The organism is Neisseria sp. HMSC067H09 (genome assembly GCF_001814135.1).
In the GTDB taxonomy this organism is placed as follows: Bacteria; Pseudomonadota; Gammaproteobacteria; order Burkholderiales; family Neisseriaceae; genus Neisseria.
Genome location: NZ_KV814926.1, coordinates 1 through 20,079, shown reverse-complemented (window position 1 = coordinate 20,079; position 20,079 = coordinate 1). Strand labels below are relative to the sequence as shown.

The following is a 20,079-nucleotide window of genomic DNA, read 5'->3' as shown; positions in this document are numbered from 1 at the left end:
AAATTGATCAGGAAATGATGATGAAAATTAAGGCAACCATACTGGGGATTGCCGGCTTGATATTCTCCGGCTACTTTTTCGCCAATGATGAAATCAAGTTGGACGATATTGGGAATTTCAAAATTACTGTCAATGAAGCTGAGGAGTCTAGACAAGTTCATTTGACGGGCTTATTAGGCGATAGCGCAATGGGCATCTCAGATATAAAAACAACTTCCCACAATGATGAGTTGAACATTACTTTATTTCAAGAATTGGCGGGTTCAGAATATTCAGGAAAGCTAGATAAAGAAATAGCTCTGAAACACAATATCAAGAAGATTACTTATGGTTCTAAACACGAGATTATTTGGCAGGAGTAAATAGGTTTATATGCCAGTATCTCTATTGTTTTTTGAAATACTATTAGCTGTTTTTAAATTACTAAACACAACAAAAAGGTCGTCTGAAAAATTTTCAGACGACCTTTTAGCTTAATTTTTCCGATTAGTTTGTCTAAGGCAGTACAACCACATTTCAATCTTTTCCTGCACAGAAAAAGGAATACAGCAGCTGTATCATCTCGTTGACTCGTGAATCGGCAATGTAATATTGCCGCTCTCGGTGGTTTACTTCAAAAGACACCAACCCGGCCTCGCGCAATAGAGCTAATTGGCTGGACATCGCCGCTTGAGGCAGACCGGACGACTCAGCCAGTTCGGTTACATTATGCGGTCTTTCGTGCAGCTTACACAGTACGGCGAGGCGATGGGGGTTTGCCAGAAGTTTAAGGAAGGCGGTGGCTTCTTCGTAGGGCGGTTGATTATCGGCAGTGGTCATGGTTTGCCCTTTTCGGCAAATGTGAAGGTCGCATTATCAGTCATAACTGCCGCAGCGGCAACTTTCAGACGACCCCTGTTTAGCGGTTCCATGGCATTTTAGCCAGCAGTCGTGCCATGCCGCAGAATCCGGTTAAACCGGCTGTCAGCAGGCCTGCGCCGACTACTGCGTCTATCAGATAAAACCAAGGCGATACCAGCGAACCTGCCAACACACCGAACAGAACCAATCCGCCCGCGATGGTTTGCACCTGCCGCATGATGTCCGGCGCGGCGTGTTCGGCGATTATGGGGAGACCTGCGGCTTTCCATGCCTGCAAACCGCCTTCAAGAATGTAGCACTCGCGTCCCCGACCAAGTTCCGCCAATGCTGCCTCCGCCTGCGCCGTGCGTTTGCCGCCCAAGCAATAAAAAATCAGACAGGGCGCGGTGTTGTCGGGCAGTTTGTCGCGATGTCGCTCCGGCGGTAGGGACAATGCGCCGCCGATATGCCCGCCCCGATATTCTGCTTGGCTGCGAATGTCTGCCGCTATCGCACCCTCACGAATTTTCGCTGCCGCTTCCGCGGGAGTAATTCGTGAAAGTTGTCCTTCTTTACTCATGTTTTGCTTTCTTTATTTTTTGTTGATGTGGCAGGTATTGATGCCCAATAAGCTATACAACGCGCAGCTTCCTATCAAGGCGGTAGCCAGCGGGATGATGCCCAACCAACCCCACCAGCCGATTTGACCTGTCGCAGCGGCGGCGATTAAGGCTACTCCAATGACGATGCGGAGAGTGCGATCCAAAGTACCTAAGTTCCGTTTCATTTAATTGCTCCTTGTTTGAGAGTGATTCATCTAAAAATAAAAATATATAATAAAAATCATATATAATAAATATTATAGCTTTAAGATAATTTTGTCAAACGGTTTGCAACCATGCAGTTCAGCAGGAAGGGATAACCTTATTTTTAAACGGGTATGTGCAAGCTAAGTTATGCCTAATTTGCGACACACAACAAAAAGGTCGTCTGAAAACTGAAAAATCAGATTTTCAGACGACCTTTTATACCTCTACTTAGCAAGCTAATTCACAAAATCATTGAAGTTGTAATGAGATTCGGCAGTTGCCTTAGTCTATTAATTGATGGTCTGACTAATCCGCCAACTGCGCTGCAATGCTTCGAAAACTCATCAAAGCCGCTTCGATATTTTCAATGATTTCATCGGCCAAAATATCAGGGGCGGGCAGATTGTCCAAGTCGGTTAAAGAATGGTCTTTCAGCCAGAAAATATCCAAGCTGGTTTTTTCGCGCTGATTGATTTCATCGATACTAAATTTACGCCAGCGTCCGTCGGGATTGTTTTCGGCATGATAGGTTTCTGCGCGCTTTGAACGGTCTTCGGGGCAATAGCAGGTAATGAAATCCTGCAAATCTGCCAACTGCATCGGTTTTTTCTTCAGCGTGTGATGCACGTTGGTGCGGTAGTCATATACCCAGACTTCTTGGGTAACGGCTTTTTCCTGTGCGGGGCGGTTATCAAAGAACAACACATTTGCTTTCACGCCTTGGGCGTAGAAAATCCCCGTCGGTAAACGCAAAATCGTATGCAAATCGGTCATCTGCAACAGTTTCTTACGCACGGTTTCGCCTGCGCCGCCTTCAAACAACACATTATCGGGCACGACCACGGCAGCGCGCCCGTTGTTTTTGAGCATGGTGTAAATATGCTGCAAGAAGTTGACTTGTTTGTTGGAAGTGGTTGCCCAAAAGTCTTGACGGTTATAGACAAAATCTTCAGTTTCGGCTTCGCCCTCGGCATTGGTAATGGTCATGCTGCTTTTTTTGCCGAATGGCGGATTGGCCAAAACCAGGTCCACTTTTCGTGGACTTGGTGCAACCAAGGAGTCATCGGAACTAATCGGGCTATCGCCGTCCATTTCGCCGATGCCGTGTAAAAACAGGTTCATCAAACACAAACGGCGGGTATTGGCGACGATTTCATTGCCGAAAAACGTCCCTTTTTTTAACCGCTCTTTTTGTTCGGTGTTTAGATTGGCGTGTTTTTCCAAATAACTGTATGCCGCCAATAAAAAGCCGCCGGTGCCTGCTGCCGGGTCGGCAATCAGGGTATCTGCCTGCGGGCGGACGCATTCGACAATTGCCTGAATCAAAGCGCGCGGCGTAAAATATTGTCCCGCGCCGGATTTGGTATCTTCGGCATTCTTTTCCAAAATGCCTTCGTAAATATCGCCTTTTACATCCACGCCCAAGCGCGTCCATTTGGTTTCATCAATCATTGCCACCAAACGGGATAATTTGGCCGGGTCTTGGATTTTGTTTTGCGCCTTGGCAAAGATTTGGCCAAGCAAGCCTTTGCGCATACTTAAATCGCGCAACAAAGCGAGATAATGACTTTCCAATTCCGCACCTGTGCGGTCGGTCAGACTTTTCCAGTTGTATTCTTCCGGAATGCCGACATCGCGCTTGTAAGGCGGCTGGCTGTATTCAAACGCCATTTTCAAGAAAATCAGATAGGTAATCTGCTCCAAATAGTCGCCGTAGCTTACGCCGTCATCGCGCAGCATATGGCAGAAACTCCAAACCTTTTGGACGATGGCGTTTGAAGTATGGTTTTGCGTTGTGGTCATATTCGTTTTCTCTTTAATTTATTTATCCAAAAGGCCACCTGAAAAAGCCGCTTTTAAGACGGCCTGTTTGAGCATCTCGGCTTGTTTGAGTTGTTTGGCAAGTTCGTCGGCAAGTTGGTCGCAGGCGGTGAGTTTGCTTTCTAAAATGGCAACGATTTGGGTTTGTTCGGCTAATGATGGAAGTTTAACTGGAAAATTACTTAATACAGTTTTATTGATTGATGCTAAGTTTGTTGTTTGTTTACCTGTTTCTTCAAAATAGCTTTTCCCATATCTAGAATTACCCAAATATGAAATATACTTTGAGTGTGTAATTGATTTTAAAAAAGGGCTTGCTCTAAAGACATGATTTTGGGTAATACAATTTTCAACTTGATTTTCCCAAATCCAACCACGCCCCAATTTATCCCTATCTCCACCTTCGTTAAATAATACGTCTCCAAATCTCAATCTGTATTTATTGAAGCTTTCTGCTTCAATTTTCATTTCCTTGATTTCTTCTAAATCCAAATAACCCCGTTGTACATTCCCCACCCTTAAATAATTAACAGCAATTGGATTCGTTAATTTTCGGTTGGCACTCACAGACATACCTGAGTTAATTTCTGCAATATTTTCCAATTTCACTACTCCCCACCCCCTCGGCAAGTCTGCAAAATTTTCTTCAAACTTGACCGCTTGTGTCGACGCTTTGGGCTTGCTCAGTTTTTTGCCTTCTTTTCCATTTTGTTCCCATTGGCTGACGGCTGTTTGCCAGTCGGCAAGCTGTTGGGCGTGGTGTTGTTCGCGGGCCGTCTGAATTTGGGCGAGCAGTTCGTTTTCAGACGGCAAGGCATCTGCGTGCTTGCTGCGCCATTCTTTGGTGAGTTCGCCGTTAAAGGCATTTTTGAGCAGGGATTGGCGGTATTGTTGGATTTGCTGCGCTGCGGTTTTCAGACGACCTATGCCTTCGTCGATTTCGTCAAACAGGCTTTCGATTTTATTGACGATGGCTTGTTGGGTTTCAAGTGGGGGAATTGGTATTTCTACCTTTCTTAGTCCAATTTGAGTAATTTGGGGTTGTGTTGAGCCAGAAATAATTGATTTAAAATTATAGCCTTTCAGGAAATAGTATAAATAATATAACAATATATTATCTGATAGCTCATCTAAGCACATTGCATTTCCATTAATATATGACTTGGGCTGTGAAATATGAATTTCTCCACAACTACCGCGACATCCAATTAATAATGTCTCTTTTTCATGATTAAATTCATTATGAAAACCAATTATTCCATTAGCACCATAAACTGGATAACCTTCATTTTTTAAATCCTTTACAGCAATAGTTTTCCATTGTTTAGGTCGGCAAATATCGAACAAATTATATTTCTTCCACCCCTCAGGCAACTGCTGTTCTGCGGTCATTTTTATGCTGTCCATTGTTGGTTAATCTCGTTTAATAGGGTGTTAAAGTCTTGGTCGTTGGCGGCAATTTCACTCAATACATCATAGGCTTGACCCAATCCGCCGTATTGGTTGAACGGGGTAAGTTCAAAGTCGTTCCCTTCGATGGCAAAGGAGGTGATGATGTGGTCACGAATCATGGTCAGCCATTGCATTTGCTCTTCGGTCAGCGGTTTGTCGGCGCGGCGGTTGTGTTCAAACGTCCATGTTTGGAAGTTTTTACGCACGGTTTTGCTAAACGGGGTGATTTTGCCATCAATGCCAATCACTCGGCGAACAAGGCTGACTAAGGCGGTGAGTTCGCTTTCTGCCTGTTCGCTGACGTTATCCAGACGTGCGTACGCCTGCCAGATATGACTGAATGCCAATTTCGGTTTGGCTTTTTTGATGGCGGCCGCCAGCTCTTTAATCATCGCAAGGCTTAAGGCTTGGCGTTGATAAGGCTGATTATAGAAAATCTGCAAGGCGGTAATTTCGTCTTTGTTGCTGCGTATCCATTCGGCAAAATCTTGGGTCAGGGTTTCATCATTTTCTGCCCAGCCTGCGTGGATGACTTCATCAATCTCGGCGTCGATTTTCTGCTCGTTTTGTTTGCGGATGTCGTCCAATATGGTGATGAGCTCCATGGAAAGCGGACGTGTGGCGGCTTTGACGCGCTGTTTTTGTATCTTTAAAACGGTTTTTTCAGACGGCGTCTCATCGATGGAAATGCCTTCTTGGTCGCAAGCTGCCCGATGGATTTCGTCGGTATTGATGGCATGAAACAGGTCTTTGACCAATTGTGGTAATGGGACGCCGCCTGTGATTTCGGTGATCCGCTGCTGTTGTTCGTTATCCAGCTGTTTGTTTAAACGGGCAAGGCGCGCGGCTAGGGAGCTGATGCTGTCGCTATCATATGCGCCGCCGAAGACGACGGCTTTTCCTAAATCGGAGAAGCTGACCGAACGCTGGGTGTCTAATTGTTGGCTTGCCGTTTTAAGCGATTTGGTAACACCGATGGCATCGACAATCACATAATGGGTTTTGGCTGATGATGCGGAAGGGCTGACTTTTTGCAAGCCTTCTTTATCAAGCGTGCGTGTGCCGCGTCCTTTCATTTGTTCGAAATAGTTGCGGCTTTTGACATCGCGCATAAACAGCAGGCATTCGAGCGGGCGGACATCGGTTCCCGTGGCAATCATATCGACGGTAACGGCAATGCGCGGGTTGTAGCTGTTGCGGAAATTCGCTAAGACGGTTTTCGGTTCTTCGCCTTGTTCAATGATTTCGCCGTTCTCTCCCACAATATCGTCTTTGGCTTTGTAAGTGATTTTTTTGCAAAATTCGTTGCCTTGCCCGAACTCTTCCCGCACCATTTTGATGATGTCGTCGGCGTGGCTGTCGTTTTTGGCAAAAATCAAGGTTTTGGGTACTTCTTGACGATTTGGGAACATCACCGGTAAATGGTCACGGAAAGTACGGACAATAGTGCGGATTTGGCTTGGATTGACAACATCCCTGTCGAGTTGCTTGGCGGTATAGTCTTCATCGCTATCTTGCTGCTGCCAGCGTTTGCGGCGTGTGGTGCGTTCGCGGTGTTCGATCAATTCTTCGGCTTTGAATTTGCCGCCATCAAGACTGATTTTGGTATTGATCAGATAGACTTCATTGCCTACGTTTACGCCATCGGCAACGGCTTGCTCGTGGCTGTATTCGCTGACGACGTTTTGATTGAAAAAACCAAAAGTGCGGTTGTCCGGTGTGGCGGTTAAACCAATCAGATAGGCATCAAAATAATCCAACACTTGTCGCCAAAGGTTGTAAATGGAGCGATGGCATTCATCGATAAAGATAAAATCAAAAAATTCGGGTGGCAGATCCGGTTGATAGGCAACGGGCAATGGTTCTTTTAAGCGGTTTTCCCATTCTTCCAATTCCATGCTGTCATCCGGTATCGACAGGTCTTCCCCTTTTAATAGGGAATACATGCGCTGAATGGTACAAATGCAGACTTCTACGCCGTTGGGAATGTTCGGCGATTTAATCACTTGAGCGTTGTAGAGTTCGGTAAATTTGCGGTTGTCGTCAGACGGGGTAAAAACCAACATTTCCTGCTCGGCCTGTTCGCCCAAGTTGACGGTATCTACTAAAAACAAGATGCGGCGTTTGCCTGTGTATTTGAGCAAACGATACATAATGCTGATAGCGGTATAGGTTTTGCCTGCGCCTGTGGCCATCTGAATCAAGGCGCGCGGCAAATCTTTTGCCAAAGAATCTTGCATATTTTCGATGGCGGTTAATTGGCAATCGCGCAAGCCGAGTTCAGCCGCAGACAGATGGTTAGGATTGAGCGCAGGTATGGCTTTAAGTTTGGCGCGCAGGGTGTTTTTGCCTTCGTTTGCCCATTTTTGCAATGTCTCGGGGCGGTGAAAGTTGAATACTTCACGGGCACGCGGGGCAGGGTCGTTACGGTTGGTAAAACGTGTTACTACACCCGTGCTTTCATATAAAAAGGCAATCTCTGCTTGCTCAATATACTTGAGTTTGCTGTCGGCATAGCGTGCGCTTTGCTCTTCAACCGTATTGAGCTTATGGCCAAAGTTTTCTTCTTTGGCCTCAATAATGGCAACCGGCTCTCCATCAACAAACAACAGATAATCTACCGGACCGCTGTCGGTTGGATATTCACGTACCGCCACCCCAAAACTGCTGTTGGGATTAAAGTACTTCACCGACTGTACCGCCCAGCCCGCCTGCTCCAGTTTCTGGTCGATGATGTCGCGGGCTTTTTGCTCGGGGTGTTGGTTGTAGGTTACCTGTTTGCTCATAAATACTATCCTAGATAACGCGTTAAGATTGATAAATAAAGATGTTCATTTGTTGTATTCGGTGAAACTGTATAACTTGCCGTCCCGCTTCAAAAAGCGAACACAACAATTTTCCCGGCTGCTCTGCAACTGCTTTCTGTGATTTTCAATGATAACTCAAGTAGCTTTCATTTTCCTCAAATTCACAAGTAAATATCCTGAAAACTCTCTGCTTAAATGGTTTCACATTGAAACAATTTTGGTTCAAAAGTATTTTCTTCTATCTGAAATCAACCTTCAACATACAACAAAAAGGTCGTCTGAAAACCAGAAAACTGATTTTCAGACGACCTTTTATGCAATTCTGTTTTAGAACGGTTGTTTCTATATAAGGAAAGAATGAAAAAATAAAACTCTAATTATTTCAACTTGTTGCAATCAAATATTGATGACTTTCTTAAAAATACATAAAAATAACCCCGATAACAGAGTAATTATATCATTATATTTTACAATATTAACGTAAAATTTTTACACATTGCTTTCAAGAGCCAACCATTTATGTTCTCTGTTTTACTTTTTGAAAATAAAACAGAGGACTTCTATATTTTGGTGTAAATAATTCTCTTGAATAAATTTCTGTTCTATAGCTATGCTCTATTTTTGAGTTTCAAATGTAGTATGGAGCTATAAAAATTGACAACTCCATAAATAATATTCTTATTCTTTGTTTAATCTAACAAGAAAATGCTTAAATTGTTCTTCGTTGTTATCCAACTTTCCGAAAAATAACTCATCAATTTGCTCAATTAACGGAACAGCTGTTTGTAATATTTCTTCTCCTTTTGAGACCTTTGCAAAATTCCCCGGAAATTCCCTAAATGTCTTGATGGGAATTTAGGGGATTTTGGGGAATTTTGCAAAGGTCTCAATCCGCCTGTGTCAATAAAAGTGTAAAAAAGAGAAACCTTATTTTATAAGGTTTCTCTCATTTTTTTGTGTTATATTTTACAATATTTAATTATATGTAACTCAGAACGGAATATCGTCGTCGATGTCTTCGACAGGGGCTGCCGGTGCGGCGGGTGCTTGGCGGCGTGGGGCGGCAGGAGGCTCTTGGTTTTGCGGGGCGGCTTGGTACTGTTGTTGCGGCGCTTGTTGTTGGTAGCCGCCTTGGCTGTAACCGCCGTCGTCGTAAGGTGCGCCGCCGCTGTTGTCGTTGCGGCCGCCGAGCATTTTCATTTCATTGGCGATAATGTCGTATGCGGTGCGTTCGATGCCGTCTTTGCCTTGGTATTTACGGCTTTGGATGCGGCCTTCCAGATAAACTTGGCTGCCTTTTTTCAGGTATTGTCCGGCGATTTCGGCGAGACGACGATACATGGTGATGTTGTGCCATTCGGTGCGTTCTACACGCTGTCCGTTGCGGTCGTTCCAGGTTTCGCTGGTAGCGACGCTGAAATTGCAGACGGCTTCGCCGTTGGGCATATAGCGGACTTCGGGGTCGCGACCGAGACGGCCGATAAGGATGACTTTGTTCAATGACATTTTTTAAACTCCTGTGATGATGTTTTCGGCGGCCTCTTGGTCAAATCCTTTTTGCAACGCCTTGATGTAAATGGTTTGTTTGTCTGCGCTGAAGGTAATGCTTTCGATGCCTTCGACTTGGGACAATGCTTGGTAGAGCGAATCGTGTTTTTCCTGCCATACGGGGCTGACGGGATAGCTGAGGTTTTTGACGGGTTTGGGCGCGGGCGCGAGTACGGCGATGACCAGCCACAATAGCATCAATACGCTGCAAAAGGTGAAAACGCCTGCAAAGCCGTATTGTTGAAACAGCCATCCGCCGCTTGCGCCGCCCACAAACAGCCCGACGGACTGCATGGTATTGTAAACGCCCATCGCCGTGCCTTTCAAATCGGCCGGCGCAATCTTAGAAACCATGGACGGCAGGCTGGCTTCCAATACGTTGAAGCCGATGAAGTAAACAACCAGATAGGCGGTAATCAGCCAAATCGAGTGCATGCCGAACAATAAGCCGATTTGCGCCGCTGCGATGCAGGCGATGCCGAGGATGAAGACTTGTTTGAGCTTGTTGCGGGTTTCGCCGATGATGATGAGGGGGATCATAATCACCAGCCCTGCAATAGTCGAGGGCAGATAGACTTTCCAATGCTGGATTTTTTCCAAACCGAGCTGCGTCATGGCAAAAGGCAGGGCGGTAAACAACGCCATTTGTGCGGCATGCAGCGCGAAAATGCCGAAATCCAAGTTGAGAAGCTGGCGGTCGCGGAGGACTTCGCCCATGCGCGAGGGCTGCGCCTGTGTGTCTTCGTGCAGCTTGGACACTTCGGGATCAGGAGTCATCCAAGCGACAACGCCTATGCTGATGACGGTCAGGATACCGGTCAGCATAAACAATCCGGAAACGCCGATAATATCGGCAATCATCGGGGCGACCACCAGACTGACGGAAAAGGTCAAACCTATGCTCAAACCTATCATCGCCATCGCACGGGTACGCACGCCGTCCCGGGTCAAGTCGGCAAGCAGCGCGGTCACTGCGGCGCTGACTGCGCCCGCCCCTTGGATGGCGCGCGCGGCAACCAGCATGGGCAATGAGTTGGCGGCAGCGGCGAGAAAACTACCGGCGGCAAAGACAATCAGTCCGACATAAATGGTTTTTTTGCGTCCGAATTTATCGGAGGCGATGCCCAAAGGCAGTTGCAGCAAAGCCTGCGTCAGTCCGTAGATACCCATTGCTAGACCGACCAAGGTTTTGTTGTTTTCCGCGCCGGGCAATGAGGCGGCATATAAGGACAAAACGGGGAGAACCAAGAACATCCCCAACATACGCAGAGCGTAAACGCCGGAGAGGGTGGTGCTGGCACGCCATTCGTGCGGGAACATTTGGATGCGGGTGTCTTTTGCCATAAACGGTTTTTCAGACGACCTGGTAGGATTTTAAGGTCGTCTGAAATTTTAAAATTATCAGATGTGCGGATTATACAGGATTCAAAAGGGTTTGCATTTGCACGGGCGCAGCCGTTTATACCCCGCGGTCAGCCCCATTGCCAGCGGTTGCGCCATGCGCCTAAGACGGCGTTGGGGTATTTGTTGCTGCCCAGGCTGCCGTTGAAGCGCGCCAAAGCGCGGACGATGTTGCCTTTTTCGATATTGTTGTAGTGGCGCAGGATGGTGCAACCGTAGCGCAGGTTGGTGCGGATGTCGAACAGGTTGTGCGAAGGTTTGCCGATATAGTTTTTCCAAAACGGCATGACCTGCATCAGCCCGCGCGCGCCGACGCCGCTGATGGCGTATTGGCGGAACGCGCTTTCGACTTCGATCAACCCTAAAATCACTTGGGTATTCAGCCCCGCGCGGCTGCTTTCGTATTGGATGTTAACCAGCAGGCGGCGGCGTTCGGCAGCATCGGGAACGTAGCGGGCAAGGCGGGAGGACATAGCCGCCAGCCAGCGTTCGCCTTCGTTTGGATCGGCGAACACGAGGCGCGGCGGGTTGACATTGTTGATGGAGCTGCGCATAACCGAAGCGACATCGTCGGCAAGCGTTTCTTCGCGTTGCGCGCCGGCGAGTGCGGCGGCAGGGCTGAGCAGCAATGCGCCGCCAGCCAGTAAAAAGCGGCGGCGGGACGGGGATTCGGGCGTGAGGATCAGGTTTTCCGTTTTCATGTGTACTGTCATTCGTTTTAGTCGGTTTAAAGGTCGTCTGAAAACCCTATTTTTTGTTTTCAGACGACCTTTTGACGTTTGCAAAACGGGTATTATAAGAATATCTCCGTGCAGAATCAAAGGTGGCGTGTATCATTGATGAGCGGATTGACTTGAAACAGACAATGAGTGATACATCAACGCAGTGCAATATTGCGGCGGTTTAAAGTTGATCTGCGATATTGTCAATCAACGGCGGGACAGAGTAACATTAGAGCTTCGTTTATCCACCGGTATCCCTTCATGACCACTACGCCCACCAACGTCCTGGCATCCGTCGATTTAGGTTCCAACAGCTTCCGCCTCCAAGTTTGCGAAAACAACAACGGACAACTGAAAGTCATTGATTCCTTCAAACAAATGGTGCGTTTTGCCGCCGGTTTGGACGAACATAAAAACCTCGACGAAGCATCCCAAGAACGTGCCTTGGACTGTTTGGCAAAATTCGGCGAACGGCTGCGCGGGTTCAAACCCGAACAAGTGCGCGTTGTGGCGACCAATACCTTCCGCGTAGCAAAAAATATCGCCCAATTCCTACCCAAAGCCGAAGCCGCACTGGGCTTCCCCATCGAAATCATCGCAGGCCGTGAAGAAGCCCGCCTCATTTACACCGGCGTCGTCCACACCCTACCGCCCAACGGCGACAAGATGCTCGTCATCGACATCGGCGGCGGCTCGACCGAATTCGTCATCGGCTCCGACCTCCAGCCGCTCGCTACCGAAAGCCTGCCCTTAGGCTGCGTCACTTACAGCCTGCGTTTTTTCCAAAACAAAATCACCGCCAAAGACTTCCAAGCCGCCATCTCCGCCGCCCGCAACGAAATCCAGCGCATCAGTAAACTCATGAAGCGTACAGGTTGGGATTTCGCCATCGGCACCTCCGGCTCCGCCAAATCCATCCGCGACCTCATCGCCGCCGAGCTGCCCCAAGAAGCCGACATTACCTACAAAGGCATGCGCTACCTCGCCGACCGTATTATTGAAGCCGGTTCCGTCAAAAAAGCCAAATTCGAAAGCCTCAAGCCCGAACGCGTGGAAGTGTTCGCCGGCGGACTGGCCGTCATGATGGCAGCGTTTGAAGAACTTGACCTCACCAAAATGACCGTTACTGAAGCCGCTTTGCGCGACGGCGTGTTCTACGACCTGATTGGACGCGGTTTGAACGAAGACATGCGCGATCAGACGACCGCCGAGTTCCAAAACCGCTACCACGTCAGCCTCAACCAAGCCAAACGCGTCGCCGAAACCGCGCAAGCCTTTATGGACAGCCTGTGCCACGCCAAAAACGTAACCGTCCAAGACCTTGCCCAATGGAAACAATACCTCGGCTGGGCAGGCAGGCTGCACGAAATCGGACTTGACATCGCCCACACCGGCTACCACAAACACTCCGCCTACATCCTCGAAAACGCCGATATGCCCGGCTTCTCCCGCAAAGAACAAACCATACTCGCGCAACTGGTCATCGGACACCGCGGCGACATGAAAAAAATGGCGGACATCGTCGGCAGTAGCGAAATGCTTTGGTACGCCGTCCTCTCCCTGCGCCTCGCCGCACTTTTCTGCCGCGCCCGCCTGCCTTTGGATCTGCCGCCGCAAACCCAACTGCGCGCCGACGAAACCGGCAAAGGCTTCATCCTGCGCATCAGCCAAAACTGGCTCGAACAACACCCTCTAATCGCCGCCGCGCTCGACTACGAAAGTGCGCAATGGCAAAAAATCGATATGCCTTTCAACGTGCAGCCCCAATAGGGTCAAAATGGCAAAAAGGTCGTCTGAAAATCCGTTTCAGCATTCTCTATGAACGTTGAAACAGGTTTTCAGACGACCTTTTGTGTATTTGGTATTTGGGTATTGGTAAGGCCTGCTGTTTAACAAGCCTTGAATCATCTGCGGGCCGTTATGACCTTTCGCCCAAAATCATCGAGCCTATGCCCGCATCGGTGAAGATTTCCAGCAAAAGCGCGTTGGGCAGGCGGCCGTCGATGATGTGGGTCGCTTTGACGCCGTTGCTTGCCGCTTCGACGGCGGAGCTGATTTTGGGCAACATACCGCCGTAGAGCGTGCCGTCTGCGATTAATTCGCCGATACGGCTTGGCGTGAGGTTGGTCAGCAGGTTGCCTTCTTTGTCCATCACGCCGGCGATATTGGTCATCATCAGCAGTTTTTCCGCGTTCAACTCTTCCGCCAGTTTGCCTGCGACCAAATCTGCGTTGATGTTGAAGGCTTCGCCTTTTGCGCCGACGCCGATGGGCGCAACGACGGGGATGCAGCCGCGTTCGATCAAGCCTTCAATCAGGCGCACGTCTATGCTTTCGACCGTGCCGACTTGTCCGATGTCCACGCCTGCCCGTTCGGGCGTATCGACCAGCAGTTTTTTCGCTTTGATAAAGTGGTTGTCGCGCCCGGTGACGCCGACCGCGCGTCCGCCCTGCAAATTAATCAGCGAGACGATTTCTTTATTCACATGACCGCCCAACACCATTTCGACGATGTCCATCGTTTCGCCGTCGGTCACACGCATACCTTGCACGAATTCGCCTTTTTTACCGATTTTTTCCAACATTTCATTAATTTGCGGGCCGCCGCCGTGGACGATGACGGGGTGGATGCCCACCAGTTTGAGCAAAACAACATCGCGGGCGAAGCCTTCTTTCAAAGCAGGCTCGGTCATGGCGTTGCCGCCGTATTTGATGACGATGACGGAGCCGGAAAAACGGCGGATATACGGCAGGGCTTCGGCTAAAATGCGCGCTTTGTCGGCTGCGGAAATGGAGTGGGATTCGCTCATAATCGTGTCTCATTGTTAACAATTTAATCATTATAGCGGATTCGCTTTGAATCGGTATAAACCGGCTCTGCCACTCTTTGCAGCTTTGCCGCCTTGCCATGATTTAAAGCCAAACTGCCCTATCTTAACGTCAAAGGTCGTCTGAAACAACATTCCGCAACCCTTATCGGTTGAGGATGCGCCCGTCGGAATGGTAGAATCAACGGATTCGGGCATATCGGTTTGCCGTCGCCGACGGATACGGTATCGCCCACACATTTTCTCAAACAACGGTTATCCGGTTCGCCCGATATACCGAGGACTTTCCCATGATTAAAATCAGCACTCAATTTGACGCCGGCTCCGTCGTCGTCAAAGACCTGACCGACCCTGCCAATATCCGCCTCGCCCTGCGTCCGGACAACGCTTCCGATTTCGCCCAATGGTTTTACTTCCGCCTGCAAGGTGCGGCGTATCAGAATTGCGTGATGCACTTTGAAAATGCGGCAGATTCGGCTTATCCGCAAGGCTGGGAAGATTATCAGGCGTGCGCCTCTTACGACCGCCAAAATTGGTTCCGCGTCCCGACCGAATACGAAAACGGCGTGCTGACCATCAACCATACGCCGCTCTCCAACAGCGTTTACTACGCCTATTTCGAGCCTTACTCCCACGAGCAGCATTTAAACCTCTTGGGCGACGCGCAAGGCAGCGGGCTTTGCCGCATCGACGACTTGGGCAGTACCGTGCAAGGTCGCGACATCAACCTGCTGACCATCGGCAACCAAGTCGAAAGCGACATGAAAATCTGGGTTATCGCGCGCCAGCATCCGGGCGAAACGATGGCGGAATGGTTTATCGAAGGCCTGCTCGGCCGCCTGCTCGACCCGCAAGACCCGACCGCACGCACCCTGCTCGACCGCGCCACTTTCTACATCGTGCCGAACATGAACCCCGACGGCTCGGTATTGGGCAACCTGCGCACCAATGCTGCCGGCGCAAACCTCAACCGCGAATGGGAAAACCCGACGCTGGAAAAAAGCCCGGAAGTCTTCCTCGTGCGCGAAAAAATGCTGGAAACCGGCGTGGATTTGTTCTTAGACATTCACGGCGACGAAGCATTGCCGTTTGTCTTTGTCGCCGGTACGGAAGGCGTGCCGAACTACAATCCGCGCATTGCCGCGCTGGAAACTCAGTTCAAAACCGCCCTGCTCTCCGCCAGCCCCGACTTCCAAGACGAATACGGCTATGAAAAAAACGCACCCGGTCAGGCAAACATGACGCTCGCGACCAACTGGGTGGGCAACCGTTTTGACTGCCTCGCCTATACGCTCGAAATGCCGTTTAAAGACAATGCCAACCTGCCCGACGACGACTTCGGCTGGAACGGCCAACGCTCCCTGCGTTTGGGCGAAGCCATGTTGTCGGCTGTTTTGAACGTTGTCGATGATTTACGATAATTATTTTTCCCTATCACACAAAAGGTCGTCTGAAAATCCCAATCGGCATTTTCAGACGACCTTTGTCGGGCTAAAACACATAAACTGCCCTTCCCATAAGGAACACACATCATGATGATACATCCGCAGTTCAATCCTATTGCCATCAAAATCGACCCTATCGCCATCCGCTGGTATGCCCTCAGCTATATCGTCGGCTTTATGCTCTTCTTATGGCTGGGCCGCCGCCGCATCAAACAAGGCAACACCGCCTTTACCCAAGAAATGCTCGACGACTTCCTAGGTTGGGGGGCAATAGGCGTCATACTCGGCGGACGACTCGGCTATATCCTGTTTTACAAATTCTCATACTACCTCGACCATCCGCTTGAAATGCTCAAAGTTTGGGAAGGCGGCATGTCGTTCCACGGCGGCTTCTTGGGCGTCGTCATTGCCATGTGGCTGTTCAGCCGCAAACACAAAATCAGCACCTTGAAAACCATGGATTTTGTCGCACCGCTCGTTCCGCTGGGTTTGGCTTCCGGCCGTATCGGCAACTTCATCAACGGCGAACTCTGGGGCCGCATTACCGACATCAACGCCTTTTGGGCAATGGGCTTCCCGCAAGCGCGCGCAGAAGACCTCAACGCCGCCGTGCGCAACCCGCTTTGGGCGGAATGGATGCAGCAATACCACGTACTGCCGCGCCATCCTTCGCAACTCTACCAATTCGCCCTTGAAGGCATCTGCCTCTTCATCGTCGTATGGATTTTCTCCAAAAAACCGCGCCCGACGGGACAAGTCGCCTCCCTCTTCCTCGGCGGCTACGGCTTTTTCCGCTTCATCGCCGAATACGCCCGCCAGCCCGACGACTATCTCGGCCTGCTCACCTTGGGCTTGTCGATGGGACAATGGTTGAGCGTGCCGATGATTGTTTTGGGCGCCATCGGCTTCGTTTGGTTCGGTAAGAAAAACCGCCTGAACTGATGCCCAAAGGTCGTCTGAAAACCCAAACGGGACGCGATAACCAGCGTCCCGTTATCACGTCAGCCATTCCAAACCGGCACGATTTGCGATTCATCAAACCGAATCGCAAAAAATCTTAAATCCGACTTGGTTTATCCGCCGCCCGATGGTATCGTGGCACACCTTTCCACCTTTTTTAAGAGAGCCCAAAATGTCAGAAGAAAACAAAATCAAAGTCAACGACCTGCCCGAAGACAAAAAAGAACAGTCTGAAGAAGTCGAGCTGCCCGTAGTCAACAACGAAGAAAAACGCGGCGGCCACAGCGAAGGCGGTTGCTGCGGCGCATGCGGCGGCTGATTCCGTTTTGAAAAACAAAGGTCGTCTGAAAACCTGAAACATGGTTTTCAGACGACCTTTTTATCGGACAAGGGATGATGACGATAAGGGAGTCCCATCCAAACCCGTCATACTTTCAAATAAGGATTACGAACGAGCCAGTAAATGTTTGCTCATTTGAGGGCCATTGTTGTCTTCAAATTTAATCAGGCTTGCTTTGACATGATAGCCCAATACCTTCGCAATAATTCCGCTCATGGACTTTCTCAGTATGCGGTTGTAGCGTTCTGCGGAGCGGTTGTAAGCACGGCGCGCGGAAACAACGTCGTTTTCAGCTGCATCCAGCATTTCAAGCTGGCTTTTCAACCCTTCGTCGGGTCGTTGTTTTAAGTTTTTTTCCAAAGCTTCCTGCAAGCTTCGGAGCAATTTGTTCAATTCCGCTTCCGCATTGCACAGGCGGGAAAGCGATTCCGGGGAAAAAGATTTGGATACCTGACTCAATACCGCTTCTGCATCGCCACAAGCGGACAACAAACCTTTATCCATATCGCCACCTTCTCGCCCCAAGTAGATTTTTGACGCATCTAAAACATGCCTGACTGCCTGATGCCTACACGCCAAAGCGATACGCAATGCAACGAAAGATTCTTGGTAATCTTTTTTACAACGGCTGAGTTTTTGCTTGAAATTAATCAACAGAAAGCCCAATATCACGGCGATGAAAATAAGACTAATGATTCCCATAATGCTCATCCTTGATTATTTATTGAAGTAATGTGTTGAGTATTTTGCAGATTTTTAAAAAAACAATAGTCAATTTGCAAATTTGATTTAGTTTGATGGCATTATAACCCAAATAGATTTTTTTGCCCATAAGTCATAAAAAAGGCCGTCCGAATTTTGTTTCAGACGACCTTTTTCATACACCTTATATTTTAATTTCAATAAATTACCTCCCCTTCACATCAATCACCCACACTTCCGACTGCGAACCCAAGCGCAGCGGAATTCCCCAGAAACCGTAGCCGGACGTGACAAAAAAGTGTCTTCCACTGATTTCTTCATAGCCGTAGGCAAGACGGTAGAGCGTGCGGACAATCAAGTTTGCCGGTGCGATTTGACCGTTGTGTACATGGCCGGAAACTTGAACATCAATAGGCAGCGTGGCGTGCGCCTCGACTTCGGTCGGGCGGTGATCCATCAACAAAACGGGCTGATCGGTATTGTGATTTTCCAGCAACTGAGAGACAGACGGACGGTCGTGGTCCAAATCGTCGTTGCGGCCGACGAGCAGGAACGCGTCGTGTTGCAACACTTGGTTGCCGAGTACGGTAATGCCCGCCGCCTCAAGGTCATGGCGGATGCGCGCGCTGTCGCCGAACATATCGTGATTGCCCAAAGTCGCGTAAACGCCCAGCGGCGCTTTCAGACGACCCAGATGCGGCTGCATATTCTCTTTGCGGTAGGCATCGACGTTGTCGTCCATCAAATCGCCCGGCAACAGGATTAAATCGACTTTTTCACGGTTCATGATGTCCACCAGCTTATCCAGTTGCCGCGCGCCAAACAAAATCCCCAAGTGCAGGTCGCTTGCCATGCCGATACGCAGCGGTTTGTCCATTTTCTTATCGATCACGATAGTCTGATGACGGACAACGGGCGTATAGGCGTTGTACATCCCCAAGCCGACCAAACCTAATACGAACAGCGGCGCAAACAAGCGCAGGCTGCGCGACAGCGACCGGATGGCCACGAATTTGCGCAGCAGCAGAAACAGGATAAACGTCGCCAATGCCGCATACATCACAAACAGCAGCAACACCATCCAAAACGCCATGATGCGGAACATAAAATGTCCCAATTCCAACAAAAGCCCAGTCAGCAGGCCGTTGGTCACGAAATACGACACCCCCATCAGCCAACGCCTGCCCGCCTTGCCGACCACCGGCGCGAACAGCCATTGCAACGAACGCCCCAGTCCGAACGTGAAAAGCTGGAGCAATACAATCATCATCAAAAACATCGTACCGAACATAAAGCGAACCTGTTGAAAATCAAAAAACAAACGGCGGATTCTATCATATCCGCCCTTTCAGACGAGGTCGTCTGAAAACCTTAAGTGCTATAATACCGCCTGAAAAATCCAATAAACCGAAAAGGAAACACAATGCCCCGCCCGCAAACCGCCATCATCCCCGATCACGCCCAAGCCGGCATATTTATCGAAGCCGACATCCGCGACGGTCGCTACGATGACATCAAAACCGCCTGCCGAAGCTCGCTTGAAGCTTTGGCGAAGCTGAAAACCCGCTTTCCCGAAGATATTTTAGGCATGACCATCGCCTTCGGCAGCGACGCATGGAAAGCATTCGGACACGCAGAAGAAGGCAGCGAAATCAAACCCTTCCCCGTCATGGGCAACGGTCTTGCCCCCTCAACCCAACACGATATCTACATCCACATCCAAGCCTACCGCCAAAAAGCCGCCTTCGCACTCGCACAATCCGTCTTTGCCGCGTTCGGCGACAGCATCAGCATCGCCACTGAGGAACACGGCTTGCGCCTGTATGAAGACCGCGGATTGGACGGCTTTGTCGATGGCACTGAAAACCCGCAAGGCGATGAAAACGTCCGCAATGTCGCCATTATCCCCGAAGGCCGACCCGATGCCGGCGGCAGCTACGTCCTGCTGCAAAAATACCTGCACGACCTGAAAAAATGGGATGCCGTACCCGTTGCTGAACAAGAAGCCAGCGTCGGCCGCAGCAAAGAAGCCAACGAAGAATTCAGCAAAGACGTGCGCCTGCCCGATTCGCATTTGGGGCGCGTCAACCTGAAAGAAAACGGCGTGGGTCTGAAAATTGTCCGCCGCAGCCTGCCCTTCGGCAAAATCAGCGGCGAACACGGCCTGATGTTCACTGCCTACTGCCATACCTTGCACAACATCGAAGTACAGCTTTTGCACATGTTCGGCGATGCCGACGGCAAAACTGATCTGCTGCTCAAGCATCTTTCCACCGCCATTTCCGGCGCATATTACTACGCCCCTTCGGTCGAGCGTTTGCAGGATTTGTAAAACCGCGTTGCCGATGTGAAATATTGAAACCTTAAGACGAAAGGTCGTCTGAAAACTGAACTGCACCCCAAAA

At 49.5% G+C, this 20,079-nt stretch carries 18 protein-coding genes; 6 read left to right on the top strand and 12 right to left on the bottom strand.

Translation table 11 applies throughout. The features are described 5' to 3' along the window. Positions 1-14: 14 nt before the first annotated feature. Positions 15-362 carry a hypothetical protein gene (locus HMPREF2954_RS07855; protein WP_231574628.1) on the top strand — a complete coding sequence of 116 codons (348 nt, stop codon included), beginning with the start codon at positions 15-17 and terminating at the stop codon, positions 360-362. A gap of 154 nt (positions 363-516) precedes the next feature. Here HMPREF2954_RS07855 and HMPREF2954_RS07850 read toward each other — a convergent pair whose 3' ends face one another. From HMPREF2954_RS07850 to HMPREF2954_RS07810, 9 genes are all read right to left on the bottom strand, one after another. After that, positions 517-819, bottom strand: coding sequence for an ArsR/SmtB family transcription factor (locus tag HMPREF2954_RS07850; RefSeq protein WP_045073237.1), 303 nt, complete (start codon positions 817-819; stop codon positions 517-519). Between the two features lie 79 nt (positions 820-898). Next, positions 899-1,420 carry a rhodanese-like domain-containing protein gene (locus HMPREF2954_RS07845; protein WP_045073240.1) on the bottom strand — a complete coding sequence of 174 codons (522 nt, stop codon included), beginning with the start codon at positions 1,418-1,420 and terminating at the stop codon, positions 899-901. 12 nt (positions 1,421-1,432) lie between these two features. Continuing rightward, complete coding sequence (locus tag HMPREF2954_RS07840) at positions 1,433-1,627, bottom strand: YgaP family membrane protein (protein WP_045073242.1); 195 nt, start codon at positions 1,625-1,627, stop codon at positions 1,433-1,435. A 328-nt stretch (positions 1,628-1,955) separates the two neighbouring features. Beyond that, entirely contained in the window at positions 1,956-3,452 is a 1,497-nt protein-coding gene (locus HMPREF2954_RS07835; RefSeq protein WP_045073244.1) for a class I SAM-dependent DNA methyltransferase, read from the bottom strand. A gap of 18 nt (positions 3,453-3,470) precedes the next feature. Next, complete coding sequence (locus HMPREF2954_RS07830) at positions 3,471-4,862, bottom strand: restriction endonuclease subunit S (protein WP_070689083.1); 1,392 nt, start codon at positions 4,860-4,862, stop codon at positions 3,471-3,473. Positions 4,863-4,864: 2 nt separating this feature from the next. Further along, positions 4,865-7,708 (bottom strand): type I restriction endonuclease subunit R, encoded by a 2,844-nt coding sequence (locus tag HMPREF2954_RS07825; protein WP_045073247.1) that lies wholly within the window; start codon positions 7,706-7,708, stop codon positions 4,865-4,867. Positions 7,709-8,719: 1,011 nt separating this feature from the next. Further along, positions 8,720-9,235, bottom strand: coding sequence for a single-stranded DNA-binding protein (locus HMPREF2954_RS07820; RefSeq protein ID WP_003742079.1), 516 nt, complete (start codon positions 9,233-9,235; stop codon positions 8,720-8,722). A 3-nt stretch (positions 9,236-9,238) separates the two neighbouring features. Then, positions 9,239-10,621, bottom strand: a complete 1,383-nt coding sequence (locus tag HMPREF2954_RS07815) for an MFS transporter (RefSeq protein ID WP_070689078.1) — start codon at positions 10,619-10,621, stop codon at positions 9,239-9,241. A 128-nt stretch (positions 10,622-10,749) separates the two neighbouring features. Beyond that, positions 10,750-11,379: a lytic transglycosylase domain-containing protein gene (locus HMPREF2954_RS07810; RefSeq protein ID WP_003756649.1), complete on the bottom strand. Its 630-nt coding sequence runs from the start codon at positions 11,377-11,379 to the stop codon at positions 10,750-10,752. Positions 11,380-11,661: 282 nt separating this feature from the next. On the opposite strand from HMPREF2954_RS07810, the gene ppx reads away from it, so the two are divergent. Further along, complete coding sequence (ppx, locus tag HMPREF2954_RS07805) at positions 11,662-13,170, top strand: exopolyphosphatase (RefSeq protein WP_045073252.1); 1,509 nt, start codon at positions 11,662-11,664, stop codon at positions 13,168-13,170. Between the two features lie 148 nt (positions 13,171-13,318). Here ppx and argB read toward each other — a convergent pair whose 3' ends face one another. Continuing rightward, positions 13,319-14,209, bottom strand: coding sequence for an acetylglutamate kinase (argB, locus tag HMPREF2954_RS07800; protein WP_045073254.1), 891 nt, complete (start codon positions 14,207-14,209; stop codon positions 13,319-13,321). A 308-nt stretch (positions 14,210-14,517) separates the two neighbouring features. On the opposite strand from argB, the gene HMPREF2954_RS07790 reads away from it, so the two are divergent. From HMPREF2954_RS07790 to HMPREF2954_RS12705, 3 genes are all read left to right on the top strand, one after another. Further along, on the top strand, positions 14,518-15,648 hold the full coding sequence (locus HMPREF2954_RS07790; protein WP_045073258.1) for a M14 family metallopeptidase: 1,131 nt from the start codon (positions 14,518-14,520) through the stop codon (positions 15,646-15,648). Between the two features lie 111 nt (positions 15,649-15,759). After that, a complete protein-coding gene (gene lgt / locus HMPREF2954_RS07785; RefSeq protein ID WP_070689077.1) occupies positions 15,760-16,614 on the top strand; it encodes a prolipoprotein diacylglyceryl transferase in 855 nt (284 codons plus the stop codon). Between the two features lie 190 nt (positions 16,615-16,804). Next, complete coding sequence (locus tag HMPREF2954_RS12705) at positions 16,805-16,951, top strand: hypothetical protein (RefSeq protein ID WP_003767024.1); 147 nt, start codon at positions 16,805-16,807, stop codon at positions 16,949-16,951. A 126-nt stretch (positions 16,952-17,077) separates the two neighbouring features. Here HMPREF2954_RS12705 and HMPREF2954_RS07780 read toward each other — a convergent pair whose 3' ends face one another. Together HMPREF2954_RS07780 and HMPREF2954_RS07775 are read right to left on the bottom strand one after the other, a co-directional pair. Next, on the bottom strand, positions 17,078-17,674 hold the full coding sequence (locus HMPREF2954_RS07780; protein WP_045073264.1) for a LemA family protein: 597 nt from the start codon (positions 17,672-17,674) through the stop codon (positions 17,078-17,080). Between the two features lie 205 nt (positions 17,675-17,879). Next, positions 17,880-18,965, bottom strand: coding sequence for a metallophosphoesterase (locus HMPREF2954_RS07775; protein ID WP_045073266.1), 1,086 nt, complete (start codon positions 18,963-18,965; stop codon positions 17,880-17,882). A 132-nt stretch (positions 18,966-19,097) separates the two neighbouring features. Here HMPREF2954_RS07775 and HMPREF2954_RS07770 point away from each other — a divergent pair, with 132 nt between their 5' ends. Further along, positions 19,098-20,006 (top strand): Dyp-type peroxidase, encoded by a 909-nt coding sequence (locus tag HMPREF2954_RS07770; protein ID WP_045073268.1) that lies wholly within the window; start codon positions 19,098-19,100, stop codon positions 20,004-20,006. Positions 20,007-20,079 lie beyond the last annotated feature (73 nt).